Here is a 16,359-nt window from a genome sequence, read left to right on the forward strand (position 1 = left end):
CAGGAAGATCCAATGAACCTTGCAATGAGGACGGACTCCGACACCCAGCGGGAGATCTGGCAACAGCCGTCCATCTGGAGGAACACGGCGGAGCGCGTCATGGCATCCTCCGGGCGGCTGCAGGAGTTGCTGGAAGGGTGTGGCGCCGTCGTCTTGACAGGTTCAGGCAGTTCGCAGTTCGCGGGTGAGTGCGTGGACGCCGCCCTGGAGGCGCGATTGGGGCGCCCGGTCCGTACCGTCGGCGGCGGAGCCCTGCTGACCCATGGAGCGCTGGCCCTGCCGCCCTTGCGGCCCCTGCTGCTGGTCTCGTTGGCGCGCTCGGGCGACAGCCCGGAGAGTGCCGGCGCCGTGGAATTGATGCTGCGGGAAGAGCCGGAAGTCCGGCACCTGATCTTCACCTGCAACCGCGAGGGCCGCCTGGCACGGAATCTGCGGCAGGAGCCGCGCGCGGGCGTGGTGGTGCTGGACGAGCGCACCAACGACCGCAGCCTGGTGATGACCAGCAGTTTCACCAATCTTGTGCTGGCGGCCCGCGCCCTGGGCTGGCTGGCGGACGCGGCCGGTTTTCAGTCGATGGTGAGTGACCTGAGCCGGGCCGGATCGGCCATACTGGAGAACGCCGAGCAGTTGGAACAGGTGGCGGGATGGCGTTCGCGGCGGGCTATCTTCCTGGGCTCGCACTGCCGGTTTGGAGCCGCGCGCGAGGCGGCTCTCAAGACACTGGAAATGACGAATGGGCGAGTCATGACAGCGGCTGACACGTATCTGGCACTGCGCCACGGACCCATGTGCGCGATTGACGACCGTACGCTGGTGGTGTGTTTTCTATCGAACAGTCCGACGGTGCGGGCTTATGAATGTGACCTGATTGAGGAGCTCAACCGGAAGCGGCTTGGGCGTAAGCTACTGGTAGGGTCAGGCGTGCCGACGGGGCTCGCCGCCGAAGAGGATGCGGTTTTCGAGACCGTGGAGGCCGGTGCGGTGAACGACAATGACGCGCCGGTGCTCGATGCGCTCGTGGGTCAACTGCTGGGTTACTTCCGTTGCCTGGAAGAGGGTTTGTGGCCGGACGCTCCGTCGAAGGACGGAGTCATCAACCGTGTAGTGGAGGACTTTCGTCTGCACACCAAGGTCGAGGACGGCGGATGGTGAGAATCCTGATTGCCGGTGAGCTGAATCCGGACCTGATCCTGCGCGACTTCAACAAGTTCCCCCGGTTGGGGCATGAAGTCGTGGTGGATGACATGGCCCTGACGCTGGGCAGCGCGTCGGCTATCTGCGCGGTCGGACTGGCCCGGCTGGGTGATGCGGTTTCGATTCTGGGCAAGGTGGGCTGCGATGGCTGGGGCGATTTCTGCTGTGACTTCCTGAGAAGGTCCGGCGTGGACATCTCCACGGTGATCCACGATCCGGCGGTACGCACCGGCCTCACTGTTTCCATCACCTCCGCCGCCGACCGGGCGCTGATCACCTACCTGGGCGCCATCGAGAATCTGAAGGCCTCGGAAATCCAGCTGCCGCATGGCTTCACACACCTGCACATCTCCTCTTACTTTCTGCAGCGGGGCCTGCGGGCCGGCTGCCTGGGTCTGTTCCGGGAGGCACACAGCCGCGGCTGGACGACATCTCTGGATCCGGGCTGCGACCCAACAGACGAGTGGGGCTCGGACATTCTCGACACCCTGGAGGAAGTGGACATCTTCCTGCCGAATGAGGTCGAACTGGCGGGGATTTCGCGGCTGAGCGATCCGGAGAGGGCGCTGCGGCGGCTGCAGAACGGGCGGACGCTTACGGTAGCCAAACTCGGTGCGAGAGGCTGCATGACGCTGGACGGGGGACGAGTGATCCACGCTCCGGCGCTGAGAGTGAGACCGATCGACACGACCGGCGCTGGCGACTCGTTCGATGCGGGTTTCCTGCATGCCTGGCTGGGCGGCCGGACCCTGATGCAGGCACTGCGGTTCGCGGTGGTATGCGGAGGAGTTTCAACCCAAGGCAGCGGCGGCACGGGCTGCCAGGCATCTGAGGAAGAAGCGGAGGAGAAGCTGCGTGAACTGGCCTGGCATTGACTTCCATACGCATCCGGTGCTGGTCCGCGAAATGGTACGCCGCCATCCCGGACTGGAAACAGCGGCGCGCGAGCGCTTCTACATTGGGAACACATATCAGCCACTGGAGACGCTGCATCTGGAACTGGATGCCTCCGGACTGAGCCAGGCCGTGGTGCTGGCCATGGATGCACGCTCCAGCGGCAAAGGCACGGTCTATTCGAACGAGGAAATCGCCGAGTTGTGCGCGATGAGCGACCGGCTCATCGGCTTCGCCAGCGTGGATCCGGGCTGCGCTGATGCCCTGCCGAGGCTGCGGTCCGCGATTGAGGAACTGGGCCTGCGCGGCCTGAAGCTGAATCCGGCGATGCAGGAGGTCTTCCCTGATGACGAGCGGGCCTTCCCCATCTACGAGCTCGCGCAGGAGTTGGGCATTCCCATCCTGTTCCACGCGGGCATGAGCTGGGAGCCGGGCAGCCGCCTGGAATACGGCCGGCCCGGCCGTTTTGAAGCAGTGGCCGCCGGGTTCCCGCGGCTCGACATCGTCCTGGCGCACCTGGCATGGCCATGGACCATGGAGGCCGTGGCGTTGGCCCTGAAGTACCCGAACGTCCACCTGGATACCTCAGCCTTGTATTTCGAAAACCCCAGGGACTTCCTGAGCTTCGTCATGTCGAAACAGATTCCGCTGGGCGTCTTCGAGCACAGCCTGCGCAAGCAGATCCTGTTCGGCTCGAACTATCCGCGTGTCGAGATCAAAAACATGGCGAGAGCCGTCCGGTCTCTCGGGTTCTCGGAAGATTGCCTGGACCTGATCTTCCGCGCCAATGCCGAGCGGCTGCTAGGGAAGCGGAAGCTGAACCGGCACGAGCCGGTGGACGACGCCCTGCTGGCCGGCGGCGTGGCGCATGGCGGAGTGACCGCATGATTATCAAGCTGGAACGCATTGAAGTGCAGTCGCGGCGCGATCTGGAAATGATCGACATCACGAATGAAGTGGATCGGGTGGTGACGGCCAGCGGCGTGCGCGACGGTGTGGTGATGGCCATGACGACGCATACCTCGTCGGGCCTGCTGGTGACGGAAGGCGTGGAGTGCCTGGAACGGGACGTACTGGCGCATCTGGAGCGGCTGGCCCCCAAGGATCCGCCGCGGGGCGAATACAGCTACTGGCACAACCGCTACCTGGATTACGATGGACGTCTGGGCTTCAACGCGGGCGACCATCTGAAGAGTATTCTAGGTGGAACGCAGTGTTTCTTCCCGATTGAAAACGGCAGGACGATGAGAGGAGGGCGGCAGAGAGTGTACTTCGTCGAATATGATGGCCCGCTGGCGCGCACGGTGGCGATTCAGGTGTTAGGAGAAGGCGGGTGAGGCGCCGGGACCTCTTCCCCGCCCTGGCTGGAAGCTGCCTGGCGGCTCGCGCAGCGCAGGATCCACAGGACCCGCGGCTGCCGCTGCCCACCTATCAGCCCAAGAGCATGCTCTCGGTGCACGAGACCCGCATCGAGAAACCACGCTTTCCGCTCATCGACATCCATACGCACATCTCGTTCTCGCGCGGCGAGAAGATGCAGTTCCCGGCCACACCCGAGGAATTGCTCGCCGTGATGGACAGCTGCAACATCCGCATGATGGTGAACCTCACCGGCGGACGGGGCGCCGGGCTGCGCGAGGCAGTTGCCGGATATGACAGGAAACATCCCAAGCGGTTTCTGACCTTCACCGAACCCTGGTGGAGCAAGGTGAACGAGCCCGGCTATGCGAAGTTCCAGGGGGACGAGATCGCCAAGGCCAAGGCCGACGGCGCACACGGCCTGAAGATCCTCAAAATGCTGGGGCTCACCGTGCGGGACAAAGACGGGCATCTGGTGAAAGTGGACGACACTCGCTTCGACCCCATGTGGGCGGCGTGCGGCGACCTCAAGATGCCGGTGACGATCCATGTCTCCGACCCGCTGGCGTTCTTCGAGCCCATCGACCGCTTCAACGAGCGCATCGAGGAACTGGGCAATCATCCCGACTGGTCGTTCCGCGGCAAAGACTTTCCCAGCAATGCCGAACTGCTGGACGCGCGCGACCGCGTGATTGCGCGCCACCCGAAGACGCAGTTCATCGTCCTGCACGTAGGCAACTTCGCCGAGAACCTGGCGCATGTGTCCGCGCGCCTCGACAAGTACCCGAACATGTTCGTCGACATCGGCGCGCGCGTGGGAGAACTGGGCCGGCAGCCGAGAACGGCACGGAAATTCTTCGATCGTTATCAGGACCGGATCCTCTTCGGCACGGATGCCACGCCAAAGGGGAAGGACTTCCCGCAACAGTACTTCTGCAAGGAGCTGTATCAGATTTACGCGCGCTTCCTGGAGACGGAGGACGAGTATTTCGACTACGCCCCCGCGCCAGTGCCGCCTCAGGGCCGTTGGAGGATCTACGGCATCGGGCTGCCGGAGCAGATTCTGCGGAAGGTCTACTACGGGAATGCCGAGCGATTGCTGGGGCTGCGCTCGTAACCCTGGCCGCTTATCCTTCTTCAGGCGAAAACGACTTCACAACGCGGCGCGTCGCCGGCCAGGAACTTCACCAGGCCGGCGGCCTCCGCTTCGACCGCCTTCTTCACCTTGGCTGTCAGCGGGCTGAACGGCTTCACGGTTACCGTGACCACGGTCTTGCGCAGGGTCACATCCCAGGTAGCGGCCACGAATCCATCGGCCAGCACGGTAGGCAGCACCTGCAGGTTCTTCGTGGTCACGAGCGAGCGGTGCTCGTCGGCGATGATCCGCGAGCGGTCCTGGTGCGCCAGGATGGCGTTGTCGAAGCCGGGCAGGAAGCGGACCGGCGCGGGCGTATCCTCCTGCGGCAGCGGCGCGCCCGGCACGTCGAAGAGTTCCTTGCCGTTCTCGTCCTTGTACACATCGAGCTTGGGGCGCAAGGCTTCAAATGCCGGCTTCAGCTTGCCCAGGCCGGACCAGCATTGGGCATCATTGACGGACGCAGGTCCAAAGGCTGCCAGATAGCGCAGCAGCAGGCCGTCCAATCCACCGGCATCGGGCACCGGCTGGCCCAGCCAGTGAGTCGCGGGCGTGAAGATGGGATCCGCACCATAAGCGAATGGGCTGTCATCCGGCACCATGCAGAGCGGAAGCTGCATGCGGACGGCGTAGCCCATGGCTCGCTCGTCCACACCCGGGAACTGCTCCATCAGCGTGGTGCGTAAATCCTCAAAGGTCTGGGGCCGCTTGCCGAAATGGCTCTCGGCCGCCTGCACGACCGCCTCGATGTCCAGCACCGCGCCACGCTGTTTGAGGATGGAATGCATGCCCGCGCTGAGCACAGGCTGCATCGCCCCACGCAAGGCGAGGTAGTCCGTGGTGGTGAGCAAGTGCAGGGTGCCGCGCAGATGGGTGACACGCACCACTTGCCGGTCACGCAGCAAGGCTGCCAGCTCAGGCGCCGTGAAGCCGTCGATCCGTGTCCAGAGCCCGATGAACGGCGGGCGTGGCTGCTGGGCCTGCATCGCGATCAGACGTTGGATCACTTCCAGCACCGGCGTACGCTCGCGCCGCAACAGCATCTGGCGTTCGAGCAGGGCTCGATTGAGTTCACGTTTCGTCAGGATCCGGGTCGGCGGCATGAATCCACCAGTGTAACCGCCCGGCGGCCTGCGCCTCAGAACAGCAGCTTCAAACCGAACTGCACCAGGCGGGGCGCGCCGGCCGTCAGCACGCGGCCGAAGTTCGACGAGGAGATGTCGTTCTCCGGCAGCCCGAAATTGGCGTGGTTCGCGATGTTGAAGCACTCCGCCCGGAACTGCAGGCGGGTTCGCTCCGTCAGGGCGATGGACTTCAACAGGGAGAGATCGACGTTGGCGATGCCGGGCCCGCGCACCGTGTTGCGGCCCGCGCTGCCGAACTGCCCGGATTGCGTCAGCGGATCCAGGCGCCGGAAGGCGGAACGGCTCACCCACTGGTCGGGCGAGTGCGAACCCGCATTGGGATCCGCGATCGCGTCGGGCCGGCTGGAGTAGAAGCCCGTAATCTCGGGCGCGCTGCCCTGCAGCGAGACATTGGCGCTGTCATACACCGTGAACGGCGTGCCGGACGCGAAGTTCATGATTGAGTTGAGCTGCCATCCGCCCAGCAGCGCGCGGGCCGCCGGCGCCGCGGACTTCGAAGGCCCCGGCAGTTGATAGCTGCCGCTGAAGACGAAGCGATGGCGGGCATCGAATAGCGACGGACCGTGCTCGGCTTTCAGATTGAAAGGGTCCTGCGCGAGATCGTTCTCACCTCCAACCAGGCGCGGAGCCGAACCGGCCACGTTGAAGCTGGACACGTAATCGAGCGTCTTCGAATAGGTGTAGGACCCCAGGAACGACAGACCGTCGCGGAACCTCCGCGAGACGGAGAACTGCGCCGCATGGTAGGTGGAATTCGTCTGGTTTGTGATGAGACCGACGGAGGCAAAATCGCACGGCCCGCCGGCTCCGCGGCACCCCGCATAGATGCGGCGCTGGTCGGCGTCATTCGAGCTGGCGCCCGGACCGTAGACGGAGGGATTCGCCTCAATCATCCGCGGCAGGCGTGTGCCTTTGTTGCCGATGTAGCGGAGTTCAAACAACACATCCTGGACCAGTGCGTGCTGCACGGAGAAGTTCCAGTTCTGGGAGTAAGGCGGGCGCATGCCGTTCTCAATCGTGAGGACGGTGGTGGGCTGCGGGAACGTACCGGCGACAAACGGGTTGGCGCCGTTCCAGGGATCCGTGAAGTTGATCGGCGCCGAAAGCTGGCGCGCCTGGGTCCAGGGCAGTGCGCTGAGAGGCGCCTGCAGCGGGCCGCCGACGCCGTTGGTGAAAGAGTCGTAGTAGATGCCGTAGGCTGCGCGGACCGAGGTGCGGCCATTGCCATTCGGGTCCCAAGCCAAGCCCACGCGCGGCATCAGGCTCTTCCAATAGACGGGCGCGATGCCATCCGGCACGCCGGCATCACCGGGGAACAGCAGGCCCTTCGGAGCGTTCGGGTATACCGTCGACTGCTTGCCCGGCGACCACGAGTTCATCCGGTTCCGGATGTCGACGTAGGGCGTGCTCACCTCCCAGCGGGCGCCGTAGTTCAACGTCAGCCGCGAGGTGACGCGCCACTCATCCTGGCCGTAGGCGGCGAACTCCACATTGCGCAGGCCGCGGTTCATATCTCCGCCGCCCTGAAAGAAGACGACCGGAAATCCGATCAGGAAGCTGGCAAACGAGTCGCTGATGGGAAAAGGGGCAAAGACAAAGAAGCCGTTCGAGGCGATGCCCTGCGTCATGTTGATCTGGTTGCGGCGGAAGTCGACGCCGAACTTAAAGCTATGCGCGCCGCGGACGTGCGACAGGGAGTCATTCACCTCATAAGTATTCTGGGAGGTATCGCGCGGGCCGGTGATGGGATTGCCGGTGCTGGCATAGCCGCTGACGATGAAGAAGGGCGGGCCTTGCGCGGCGCTCAGCGTCGTGTCGTAGTTGAACCCGAGCTGACGAGTCGTTGTCCGGTTCTCCGGGTTGCCGGTGAAGAACACGTTGCGGAAGAACTGGGCGCGGAAGTTGTTCACCGTGGCGCCGCTGAACAGGTGCGTCTCCGACACGGCAGCGCGCGTCGTGGTGATGTCTTCGCTCACCGGGAAGCCGGGCACATTTGCCCCCGCAATGGAGAGCGGGTTGAGGTTCGCGTTGGCCGAACGGGTGAAGTGCGCCGAAAACTGGTCGCGATCGTTGAACAGGTGGTCGAACCGGAGCCCGCCCTGGTCGGCCTGGTTCTGCATCGTCTGCGTCGTGATATAGAGATTCGGACCAGCGTTGGCGTGCGGGTAGAACTCCATGATCTTTAGCGCAACGGGGCTCATGGCCTGGGTCGGAATCTGGTTATTCGGAAAGGGCTGGCCGGTGAAGTAGTTGATCAGCGGCACCGGCTGGCCGGTCTGCGGATCACGCAAGCCGGAGAAGTCGCCGGCCCGCTGGGCATCGCTCGGCACGGTCGCGCCGCGCGTGACGCCCTGGCGGTTGCGGAAGCCTTCGTAGTAGCCGAAAAGGAAGTCGCGATTGCGGCGGATCGGGCCCCCGAGCGTCGCGCCAAACTGATTCTGCTTGAGGGTCTCCACCTTGGACGCGAAAAAGTTCCGGGCATCCAGCTTGTCGTTCCTCAGGAACTCATAGACCGTGCCATGCACCTCATTGCCGCCCGATCGCGTGACCACGGTCGTGGTGGCGCCGGCCGTGCCGCCATATTCCGGCGGAGCAGTCTGCGTGAGAATGCGGAACTCCTGAATCGCATCGACCGGTGTCTTCAACGCAAACCCGCCGTCGACGCGGTTCACGTTCGAGACACCGTCCAGCAGGTAGTTGTTCGACTCAGGGCGTTGCCCATTGACGGCGTAGGCTTGTCCGGCACGCAGGGAGCCGCCCGCCTCCGAAAGCCCCGCCGTCATGGGCGCAACACCCGGCTGGAGCAACCCCAGCTGGGTGAAATTGCGGCCGTTCAGTGGCAGATCCACCAATTCCCGGCCGGAAACAACATTTCCGATTGTGTTTGAACTCGAATCCACAAGGGTGGCGGCCGCGCTGACATTCACCGTCGTCTTCGACCCGGCCACCTGGAGTTGGACGTCCACGCGCACTGTGCGGCTGACGTTCAGAATAATGGCGTTTTGTTTGAACTCGGCGAGGTTCGGGGCGGTAATGGAGAGATCGTACTCACCAACAGGCAGCGCGAGGTGATAGGCGCCCGCATTCGTGGTGGTCTGCGACCGGGCCAGGCCGGTTGTGCGCTCGGTCGCGCTGACAACGGCCCCCGCGACAACTCCGCCCGAGGCGTCGGTCACGTGGCCTTCCAGAACGGCGCCCGTATCCTGCGCCCACACGGCTACACATAGAACGAACAGACTGAGTGCGTTCCTCATCCCCAGGCAATGCCCCCTTCGGCACTACGTGAGAATAGCGGTATCGATATCAGTTATTCAATAATCAAAATGCACTAGACAAAAAGAATGAGGCGTGGATTTTCACCCACGCCTCTCTGAAATAGAAACTATGCGCAAAGACTAGAAGTTGATCTTGGCCCCCAGTTGGATCTTGCGCGAGCTGCTCAGGACGGTATCGCGAATACGCCCAAAGATAGAGGAAGTCGCGGTGGCCGTCGGCGCACCAAATTGCGGAGTGTTCGTCAGGTTGGTCATGTCGGCACGGAACTCGAAGTTCACACGCTCAGTGATGGGCGTGCGCTTCAGGAAAGAGCCGTCGAGACCCCAACCGCCCGGAGCGCGGAAGAAATTGCGGCCGGTGTTGCCGAGCTCACCCATCGCCAGAGGCTTGAACTTCGCCAACTGGTCGGCCGAGAAATACCACTTCACGCCACCCGGCCCGTCCAGCACATTACCCATGGTCGGCGTGCAGCCGTCGCAATTCGCAAAAGACTGCACGACGTTGTTAAACGTGTTGAAGCCGGAGTACACAGAGAAGGGACGTCCGCTTTGGAAAGTACCGACTCCCGCCACCTGCCAGCCACCCAGCAGGCGCTGGGTCCAACCCGAGGCGTTGCCTACAAACTTGCGACCCTTGCCGAACGGGAGTTCATACAACCAGTAGGTCTGCGCCACGTGCCGGCGGTCAAAATCGCTGGGCCCATAGTTCAGGCGGCGATTGTTGACATCGAAGGGCGTGCTGCCGGCCGTCGTGGCATTTGCTGTACCCACCGTGGAAAGAGCCGGATCGAACGACCGTGTATCCAGCGACTTCGAGAACGAGTAGCTGAACTGAACTTCCAGGCCGTTCGTCATGTGCCGCTGCACCTGAGTCTGCAGTCCGTGATAGGTGGACCAGTCGTTTGAGTCCACCACATTCAGTCCATTGGCGAACTGCGGATAGGGGATGAAGAAGAAAGGCGACAGCCCCGCCGCCTCTGGCTGGCCCTTGCCGCCCACTGAGCGGCGGGAGAGATCCTGCGCGATGAAGGCGACGTTGTTGTTGGTGAGGTCCACCGAGTAGATGCGGCGCATCGCCGCCGAACCTGTTTCGGATGCGGTCCGGCGTGAGTCGACCGACATCAACTGATTGATGAGTGGACTCTCGCCGCCGGCCTTCACGGTACTCAGCGCGCCGATGAATCCGTTGTTACGAATATCCGCCTGGTTGGCGTTATAGGCGCCGAACAGGTTGTAGGCGCGGCGGCCGACATAGTTCACTTCGACAACGGTGTTGTGCAGGACCTCGCGCTGGATGCCGAAGCTCCACTGGTGAGTCGTCGGAGCCTGGAAGTTCGGATCGGCCACGGTGATGTTCCGAGTCGAGAAAGGAACCGGCTGTGCCAGATCGGACGGTTTGCCTGTGGGCGCATTCAAAGTGGGCAGGCTGGTCAACCGGCCGCCGTTCTGGCCGAAGGTCGTGTTCTGGTCTCCAATCACGATTCCGGGTAGATTCTGGAAGACGGTCGAGCTGAAGACAAACGTGTTGATGCGATCGTAGGCGATTCGGTAGTTGCCGCGGATCGACGTCTTGCCGCTGTTGAACGGATCCCAGGCGAAGCCGAGCGAGGGACCCCAATTGTTGATCGCATTGCGGTACAGGCTGCCGGGCACCCAGGTGAGCGAATTGGACGGGAGCCCACCGGCGACCGCAGCCTGGTTGGGCAACCGCACACGGCCATCGGGATTGGTCGGCGCCATCTTCATCTCCAGGCGCAGGCCCATGTCGATGGTCAGATTGCGGCGGGCCTTCCATGTATCCTGTGCGAAGAAGTCGTACTCGTTGAACCTGGTTTCGAAGTTGTACACATCGACCACATAGGAGTCGGCGGTGGAGGGGAACCCGCGGTTGGTATTGCCCACGCGGCCCAGCAGGAAGTTGATGCTCGACTCCAGCGGGTTGCGGTCGTTTGCCTGGTTGATATCCGTGGGCAGGCCGAACTTCGTCGCATCGACCGTATTGACGGTACGGGAGAAATCCACGGCCTGGGTCACGTTGAAACCGCCGATGGAGCCGCGCGTATCGGTATGGCTTCCGAAACGCATGTTGGTGCCAAACTTCAGGCTGTGCGCGCCTTTGAACCAGGCGAAGTTGTCGACCACCTGCCACGTCTTCAGTGCGCGCTGATTGCCCACGGACCAGTCATCGGGATTGGCGACCGGCAGCGAAGTCAGGTTGAGCTTGGTGATGTCGGCGCGGGGATTCTCGAAATTGAAGGCAAACTGGTTCAGGCCGAACACCAATTCGTTGGTCGTCGAAGTGCTGGGCGTGGACCGCCAGTTGAACGCGTAGTTCTTCGGGTCGCGCATCGTGTTCACCAGGCAGGGGGTGGTGGGAAACACCGGCGCGCCGCCGTTGCCGCGGTCGCAATTGGAGTTCTGGTTGCCCAGGCTGATGCGGGCGAACAACGTGTTGCGGCTGTTCAGGATGTAGTCGAGCCGGGTGGTGAGGTCGTACTGCTTCTCGAACTGCAATGCGGTGAAAGTATAGGCCGCCGTGTTCAGCCCGTCTCCGATGGAGAAGTTGTTGGGCAGCGGCGCACCCTGTGCAACGGCCTTGGTTGTAGCATTGAGGCCCAGGCGATCCGGATCGCTGGTGGCGATGTTGTAGGTACCCAGGTTCACACCGGCCAGCACATTGCCCTGCGCGTCGACCGAAGCTCCAGTGACGCCAGCCGGCTGATTGCGGCCGCCCTTAACATAGCGCCACAGTCCATCACGGGCCGATTGCGTATACACGGTGCTGTTGACGATAGCCGATTCGCGCGTCCGCAGAATCTGCAGGTTCGCATAGTAGAACAGCTTGTTCTTTAGCGCCGGACCGCCAACCGAGAAGCCGGGCATGTTCTGAACATACTGCCGCTTGCCGACGTTGTTCAGATTACTCTCCCACTCGTTCGCATTGAGGCGCGGCGTGCGATAGAACCAGAACAGGCTGCCGTGCAGTTCATTCGTGCCGCTCTTGGTGACCATGGCCACCTGGCCGCCGGAGTTGCGCCCGTATTCCGCCGTCGCGTTCCCGGTGAGGACCTTGAATTCCGCGAGGCCGTCAGGATTCATGCGGATCGGTGCGAAGTTCGACCCGCCGGCGCTGGTCTCATTGGCGTCGATGCCGTCCACCGTGTAGTTCCAGGCTCGATCCCTGGCGCCGTTCACGTGCACGCCGCCGCCGGTGTTCGCGCCGCTGACGACGCCCGGTTGCCTCACCACGAGGTCGAGTGGATTGCGCCCGCGGGTGCCGACGATGGGCAGGTCTTTGATCACTTGCTCGCTGAACAGGTTACCGATGTTACCGGAAGTGGACGTTTGTACGACTTCGGCCGTGTCCGCCACGGTGACCACCTCGGAGATCTGGCCGAGTTCCAGCTTGACGTTGACGGTAGTCGGCTGGCCGATCGCCACCCGGTTGCGCGGCGAGCTGAACTTCTTGAAGCCCGTGGCTTCCACGGTTACCGTGTACAGACCGCTCTGCACGGCTTCAAAGAAATAGGCGCCGTTATCGGCAGTCTTCGTGGAAAATGTTGAGTTCGTGCCCTCGTTGATCAGCTTGACCGTCGCGCCTATGACAGGCGCGCCACTGGGATCCTGCGCAATGCCGATCAACCGCGATGTTGTGCCTTGGGCGAACAGCCCGCAAACGGCGAGCGCCGCCAGCGAGGTCACCAGAAAAGCCCTTTGTAGCATATGAAATAAAGGTTAACAAACGACCTCTGGTCGTTAGAAGAGATTTCTGCCCACTCTCGACATTCACTGCCGGACAGGACAGTTGTTTACACCCCGCGAGCTGTATCCAGGCCTTTCGTGGTGCTCGGCATCCCGCCCCAAGGCAAAGGGGACGCAAAGACCAGCCATCGGAGCCGAGGCGCGGAGGGGGAGAAGAATCCGCGGGGCGGTGCAATCCGAACGCAACGGCGCTCCGTAGTTCCCAATGAGTCCCGCAGTCAAGCGGGAAACAGAAAGAGGAAGAAGATGAACCGCCGTACTGTTTTGAGCATGCTGGGCGCCGCGACATTGTTCGTGTCGGGTGCACTGGCTAAGAATCCCATGGTCGGGGGCAAGGAGATGTTCCCGGGCAAGAACATTGTGATGAACGCGATGAATTCCGCGGACCACACGACACTTGTCGCCGCAGTGAAGGCTGCCGGGTTGGTCGAGACATTGGAGGGCCCGGGCCCTTTCACCGTTTTCGCTCCCGTGAACTCGGCCTTCGACAAGCTGCCGGCCGGCACGGTGGATACGCTGTTGAAGCCCGAGAACAAAGATGCGTTGGTGAAAGTCCTCACCTACCACGTGGTGGCTGGCAAGTGGTCCAGCGCCGACCTGAAGAAGCGGATCAAATTGGGCGGAGGCAAGGCCGAGCTCAAGACGGTCGAGGGCGGTTCCCTGTGGGCCATGCTGGATGGCGGCTTCGTCGTGCTGAAGGACGAGAAGGGCGGCACATCCAGGGTCACGCAGGCCGACGTTTTCCAGTCGAATGGTGTCATCCACGTCGTTGATAGCGTCGTGCTGCCTCAGTAGCAGCACAGCCATAACGCACCAGCTCCTTACCCGCCGGACTATCGTGGGCAAGGAGCTGTCATTGTGACCGTGCCGGCTAGTTTCGCGCGCGCCGCCGGGATGAGCCGGACGGACTCACGTCCTGGCCATGTTGCGTCACGGCCCACACCTTCTGACGCGGCTGGAACTCCGCCAGGCGCACAGTTTCCACCGCGGAGTTGCCGGCCAGCACAATGGCCAGTTCGCGATTCTTGCATCTGGTCCTGCCGGCCCATGCCAGGCCATCTCGCTGATCAGTGTAGGTTTTCCCGCCCACTTCAAACGTCGCGCCCTCAAATCGCGGCAAATTGCTGGGCGGCTCGGCTCGCAACGCAGAGTTCGTTTCGGGGCGGCCGATGAAGATGAGTGTCTTGCTGCCACATTCAGCAGGGCTGAGTTCGAAATCGCGTCGGATGGGCACGCGTGTCTCATACCAACCGTTCAACTGACTCTGCAGCACCTCCGCGGCATACCGGTTCGCGCCGGCTTCCATATCGGTGCCATACACGATTACGGCGTTACCCAACTTCCCAATCAGGCTGCTAAGCAGTGCTTCCGGGCCAACGGCAGGGATATTCAAATCCGGCCGCTTCACAGGGAAATCCGCCGAACTGACGGTCTTGGTCGTGTGGGTGGTATAGAAGCTCTCCATCATCTTGACGAAAGCCTCATCGCCCATCTGCTTCCTGATTTCGTCGAAGGCGAAAACCGCACGGGCCGCCTTGAGATCCAACGGCGAGTCGTCCATCTTCAGCCGGTAGCTCTCCAGCACCTCGGCCGGATTGTCCGACGCCAGCACCTGGCGGTAGGAAGCGGAACCGAGCGTGATCCATTCGTCGGCCTCCGAGGCGGGCAGCACCCAGCCCTTCCACAGCTTCGACTCCTCCACCTTGTGAATCGTAGGTTCGGGCTCCTTGGGAGCAGCCGGCGGCAGGGCGGACTCGGGAGCCTTGTCGTGTGCCTGGAACAACGAGTAGCCCGAGGAGTGAATGCCCTCGTTCCCCTCGTAGCTCTCCTTCTGCCATCTGCTCGGGACCCATTCCCGTTCATTCGGCTTCCCAAGCAGAGCCCAAAGCATCATCTTCGGGGCCATCTCGGAAGTCGTCACCTTGGAATCGAACGCGGAGCCGGAAACCAGCGGAGCCGTGCGGAACGCGGTGAAAGCGAACTGTTCGTCGATGGAGCCCTTATATTGCGCGTACATCTCCTGCCACTTTAGATCGCGCGCCGTGGGCTGGAACGGCAGATGCACCGGACGGCCCTTGGGGTCGGGCACGTACTCGAGCCGGACGTTCAGGTCCTTTGAGTTGTTGCAGCCCCAATAAAAGCCTTCGGTTCCGTTGAACCATTCGTTCTTCGAACTGCGCCACAGCTTCGTGCGGTTGGTACCCAGTTCGAACATGGCGATCTCGTCGTTCTTGGCGTCGCCGATCAGCCACTCGTTCGTATACAGGCCGTTGTTGCGCTCGGACAGATGCTTTACGACGGCGTCGACGTCGTCGCCATACTGGATCGCCTTCCGCGCGCGGTAGGCCACCGGCGTGCCGTTGATGTTGAACGGCGACTGGCGGATAGTCGTCTCGGTAAGGATGACGCCGGCATCGTTCTGGTACCAGTCCGTGCCACTCTGGATGCCGCCCGGATAGGACTGCATCAACACACGGTGGCCCTTCTCCGGCTTCACGTCGAGCATCACGTTTGTCTGTTCAGCCAGGGTCAGGGGCCACCAGGTGATGTGGCCGATGACCATGCGCCCATCCTTGGTAGCCTTGCCGGTCGCGGCGAAAGCCGAGCAGCGCTCCGTGATGGAGACGTCTTTGCGCGGATCATAGTAGGCGGGTGGAGTCAGCCCCAGCCCCTCCAGCCCGGTGGGCGTGATGGAGGACGCCGGATTCAGCAGGCCGATCTCGGTAATGGTGTTGGCGGCCACAATGTCGATCAGGTCCACTTTCCGGCCCTGGTAGCGGGCTCCGGATGCGGCGGCCCCGTCGGCGATGCCTTTCATCTCGGCCAGGATCTCTTCGTCGAAGCCGCGCAGGAACACTGAGTTGGCGATCGTTCGGGCCTGCTCCCAGCCCAGCGCGCGATCCTTCGAATTCACTTCGGCGGCCGAGCGGTCGAGGTAGCCCTCGATCTCCTTCGGCATCAGGTAGCCATGCTGGAAGCCGCGCTCATAAGGCTGCCCCTCAATGTGCAGGTAGATCCAGCCGGCCTTGGGATAGCGGTAGGCCGGGCCGAAACTCTTCACCGCGATCTTCGAAGGCCACGCCGGAGCCTCGTTGATCTCTTCCACCGATACGCCGGCCACCCAGGATTTGCCCTCGAACGAGGCGCCCGGCGCGATGCGGATTTCGGCTGCGTCGTTCCCGCGAGTGGCGGTGAACTTCAACTGGACGCGCGTCCAGTCTCGATTGCCGCCCACCGACTCGGAGTGCACGTCCCACGGCATGGAGGCCATGGAGAGCGAAAGCCCGGTGGGCACGCTGCTGCGATTTCCTTCCGACACCGTCAGGCCTTGCGTCTTCAGCCAGCCGTTGAGGACGTACCTCTTGCCAATGGTCAGCCGCGTCTCCTGGCCGCGGACCAGGGCGTCGCGTCCGTTAGCGTCCGGCTCGATGCGTACCGACGCTTTGCCGTCATGGATGACTTGTGGGTCCACCGTGGCTGTGGAGCGCAGCGGTTTCCAATCGTTGGGAGCAAACAGCAGGGCGGCGGCGAGCAGCATCATCATATGCGGAATCCTTGGCTGAAATGTAACCGCGACGGAGACGGGCTGAATCAA

General features: G+C 62.7%; 10 protein-coding genes. 6 read left to right on the forward strand and 4 right to left on the reverse strand.

The genetic code is table 11. The annotated features are described in order from the left end of the window. Positions 1 to 12 precede the first annotated feature (12 nt). The 5 genes from IRI77_RS13630 to IRI77_RS13650 are packed head-to-tail and all read left to right on the forward strand — an operon-like array spanning position 13 to position 4,564. Positions 13 to 1,152, forward strand: coding sequence for an SIS domain-containing protein (locus IRI77_RS13630; protein ID WP_194452598.1), 1,140 nt, complete (start codon positions 13 to 15; stop codon positions 1,150 to 1,152). Further along, a complete protein-coding gene (locus tag IRI77_RS13635) occupies positions 1,146 to 2,069 on the forward strand; it encodes a carbohydrate kinase family protein (RefSeq protein WP_194452599.1) in 924 nt (307 codons plus the stop codon). Before IRI77_RS13630 ends, IRI77_RS13635 begins: the two co-directional genes overlap by 7 nt. Continuing rightward, a complete protein-coding gene (locus IRI77_RS13640; protein WP_194452600.1) occupies positions 2,050 to 2,976 on the forward strand; it encodes an amidohydrolase family protein in 927 nt (308 codons plus the stop codon). Before IRI77_RS13635 ends, IRI77_RS13640 begins: the two co-directional genes overlap by 20 nt. Beyond that, positions 2,973 to 3,425: a secondary thiamine-phosphate synthase enzyme YjbQ gene (locus tag IRI77_RS13645; protein ID WP_194452601.1), complete on the forward strand. Its 453-nt coding sequence runs from the start codon at positions 2,973 to 2,975 to the stop codon at positions 3,423 to 3,425. The genes IRI77_RS13640 and IRI77_RS13645 overlap by 4 nt, the downstream gene beginning before the upstream one ends. Further along, the gene (locus IRI77_RS13650) at positions 3,422 to 4,564 is read left to right on the forward strand and encodes an amidohydrolase family protein (RefSeq protein ID WP_228486726.1); all 1,143 of its coding nucleotides are present in this window, start codon (positions 3,422 to 3,424) and stop codon (positions 4,562 to 4,564) included. Before IRI77_RS13645 ends, IRI77_RS13650 begins: the two co-directional genes overlap by 4 nt. Positions 4,565 to 4,584: 20 nt before the next feature. Here the strand turns inward: IRI77_RS13650 and IRI77_RS13655 are convergent, their stop codons facing one another. The 3 genes from IRI77_RS13655 to IRI77_RS13665 all read right to left on the reverse strand — a co-directional run bounded on the left by IRI77_RS13655 (position 4,585) and on the right by IRI77_RS13665 (position 12,725). Beyond that, a complete protein-coding gene (locus tag IRI77_RS13655) occupies positions 4,585 to 5,685 on the reverse strand; it encodes a winged helix DNA-binding domain-containing protein (RefSeq protein ID WP_194452602.1) in 1,101 nt (366 codons plus the stop codon). A gap of 35 nt (positions 5,686 to 5,720) precedes the next feature. After that, entirely contained in the window at positions 5,721 to 8,981 is a 3,261-nt protein-coding gene (locus tag IRI77_RS13660; protein ID WP_194452603.1) for an outer membrane beta-barrel protein, read from the reverse strand. A 141-nt stretch (positions 8,982 to 9,122) separates the two neighbouring features. Continuing rightward, on the reverse strand, positions 9,123 to 12,725 hold the full coding sequence (locus tag IRI77_RS13665) for an outer membrane beta-barrel protein (protein ID WP_194452604.1): 3,603 nt from the start codon (positions 12,723 to 12,725) through the stop codon (positions 9,123 to 9,125). A 285-nt stretch (positions 12,726 to 13,010) separates the two neighbouring features. Between IRI77_RS13665 and IRI77_RS13670 the strand changes: the two genes are divergently transcribed. Next, positions 13,011 to 13,559: a fasciclin domain-containing protein gene (locus IRI77_RS13670; protein WP_194452605.1), complete on the forward strand. Its 549-nt coding sequence runs from the start codon at positions 13,011 to 13,013 to the stop codon at positions 13,557 to 13,559. 76 nt (positions 13,560 to 13,635) lie between these two features. Here IRI77_RS13670 and IRI77_RS13675 read toward each other — a convergent pair whose 3' ends face one another. After that, positions 13,636 to 16,308 carry a C45 family autoproteolytic acyltransferase/hydolase gene (locus IRI77_RS13675; RefSeq protein WP_194452606.1) on the reverse strand — a complete coding sequence of 891 codons (2,673 nt, stop codon included), beginning with the start codon at positions 16,306 to 16,308 and terminating at the stop codon, positions 13,636 to 13,638. Between the last annotated feature and the right edge of the window lie 51 nt (positions 16,309 to 16,359).

Origin of the sequence: Paludibaculum fermentans (assembly GCF_015277775.1) — a bacterium.
GTDB lineage: Bacteria > Acidobacteriota > Terriglobia > Bryobacterales > Bryobacteraceae > Paludibaculum > Paludibaculum fermentans.